Annotated in this window: 2 protein-coding genes and 1 pseudogene; all 3 read right to left on the reverse strand. The window is 35.6% G+C overall.

The genetic code is table 11. The features are described 5' to 3' along the window. The coding region (locus AC1DPQ_RS24890; RefSeq protein WP_477611206.1) for a hypothetical protein at positions 1-338 on the reverse strand (338 nt) is incomplete at its 3' end. A gap of 127 nt (positions 339-465) precedes the next feature. Further along, positions 466-1176, reverse strand: coding sequence for a hypothetical protein (locus tag AC1DPQ_RS24895; RefSeq protein WP_477583495.1), 711 nt, complete (start codon positions 1174-1176; stop codon positions 466-468). Between the two features lie 728 nt (positions 1177-1904). Beyond that, a pseudogene (locus tag AC1DPQ_RS24900) lies at positions 1905-2090 on the reverse strand (RHS repeat-associated core domain-containing protein); the annotation flags it as partial. Between the last annotated feature and the right edge of the window lie 294 nt (positions 2091-2384).

Genomic DNA, 2384 nt, shown 5'->3' on the forward strand with positions numbered 1-2384 from the left:
GCACTATACCCATTCTGCGCCATAAAAGATTTTGAATTCTCAATAACCAGAATACTTTGACTTAATGAATTTTCATAAAGTCCTTTTGGGTTATTACCAAACATGTTATCTGGTCCAAAATTTTCTAAATTTTTAGCAGATATCCCAAAGCCAAATTTATCGAGAATTTCTTGTGTCATATTCTTTATACCCCTAAAATAATACACACTACCATTTGAATTATCCACAAACCAATCTGGAGGATGGTTTCGATTTTGCGAAGAATTTTGGCTTTGCAATTGGCGAACCGCATTTTGAGCATCTTCGTTATATAACGTTTCCATTCCATTTGGATCCATATTATTTATCGGACTATTGTCAGTATAGGCATATGGATTAACTGAATGAAACTTTTCCGCCAATGGATCCACCACATTCCACCTGCCTATCTCAGGATCGTAAAACCTTGCCCCATAATCTAACAGTTTAGAAGGTATTTTTCAATACCACGAATTTGTCATTCAATTTATAATCCAACAGAACCGATCTATTATTTATCGGCTTACCACTTTTAACATTATTTATCGTAAGTATATACTGACCTATTTTATTTCCATTTACGATCTTGAAATAATTTATACTACCATTATTATTGTAATCAACGATGCTATGGATATTTCCAAAACGGCTATTGAATTCATAATGAAGAATCGCCTTGCCTAATCGATCGAGTTCAAAAATGTTAAAGTAAGACACTTGTACCCCAGTTCCTGATGCTGATTGCCCTTTACCAATAAAACATAGATACTTTTTACTATTCCTGAAAATCATGTAGGCAGATAAAGAAAGAGGATCAACTTTATTTTGCAGATGGAATTTTTGCAAGCCAAATACAAATAAATCTTCGTGATTACCTTCTTGACTAAAATAATTAATGGATTGCGCTACTTCTTTGGATTCAATTTTAGCTACATATTTATTTATACCTTTGGTTGTTTCAAAAAGCAAAAGTTCACATTGAATTTCTTTGTTGACAAGAACTCTAGATTTTGACAAACTAATATAAACGCCTTCAATACTTTTTACTTGTTGACGCTTATTAACATGGTTTTGATCATTTTTAAGTCCTTGAGCGTTCACATAACCGAAAAGTGAACATATTGCAATTATCTGGATTATTATTATAAATTTTCTCATAATATTTAGTAACGCCTTTCTCCCGATGCTTTAATAAAAGAATTAGTTTTTTTCATGAATGTTGTACCTCCATGTGCTGCTGTTGTTTCCCATCGATAAGAATAACTGCCTCTTACTCCAGTTGCCTTTCCACTGCTATTGTAATAGTGAGTTGTAATTGGTGCACCGTTAACAGTCTTACTACCTAACCTTTGCATATCATGTGATTGATCAGTAAACAACAAACCGCCGGTGGCTCTTTTTTCTGCACTAGAACCTATATCTGAACCCGCCCAATGCGTCGCGCCATTTGAATAATCTACTCCACCATTTACTGCATTTATTGCTCCCCCTATTGCTGTCTGCATAAAGGTGCCATTTCTTTCGCCGTTACTGGCATCGTTAAATTGGGTAGTTCTTGGATTACCATCTGTTGCAGCAAAAGCAAAGCCTTTTATAGTGGACGAAATCGTTGCATCATCACCTCTCGCTTCCTTATTATTCATAATTGCACTGGCGATCCCGTATACTTCTTCTTTAACATTTGAAGTCCCGGATTCTCCATAAGAAGTTGATGCCAATTGCATTAATTCATTATTGCCAACTTCTAGCTCTGTAATTCCTGACTTCTTTATAGCATACCCATCGCCTTGTTTGGTATATGAGCCATCCTTGGCAACGTATGCTCTATCATCTTCAATATGATCAGTTCCTAGCCATTTACCATCAGTACCATAATAATCACCAAACATTCCATCCGGATCGATAAATAAAATAGGATTATTGAACGCATAGGTATAGGTAGACCATCTCCTTCCTTTCTCCGCCAACGGATCCACCACATTCCATCTTCCGATCACCGGATCATAGAACCTAGCGCCGTAATCGTACTGTCCTAGCTCTTCCAGCAACTCCTTACCATTATAAAGAAACTCCACGACAGGGCATCTGGAGCAATTAAAGCCAAGTTAATTAAACTTTTACAGAAACAAAGCTCGGCAGTTTAAAAATTGCCGAGCTTTATTATGTAAGTTACATTTTGGTCTTAACGAGATGCTAAGACCAGTAGGGGGTATAACAAAGCTCTACCAATTGAGCTTTTATTGTTTTAAGTTAATTCCTTTAATGCTTGAATAGTTTCATCAGTATCACAATTTTCATTAAGTCTTTCACTTACTAATTTCATAAAAGAATCCGAAGTAAGGCTTTTTTTGACAAGGTTTATATCT

The sequence above is a fragment of the Pedobacter sp. 01T416_2 genome, from assembly GCF_056398925.1.

Bases quoted from the DNA above. Each gene is read 5' to 3' on its own strand.
- AC1DPQ_RS24895 (WP_477583495.1), bottom strand. From the start codon at position 1,176: ATGAGAAAATTTATAATAATAATCCAGATAATTGCAATATGTTCACTT.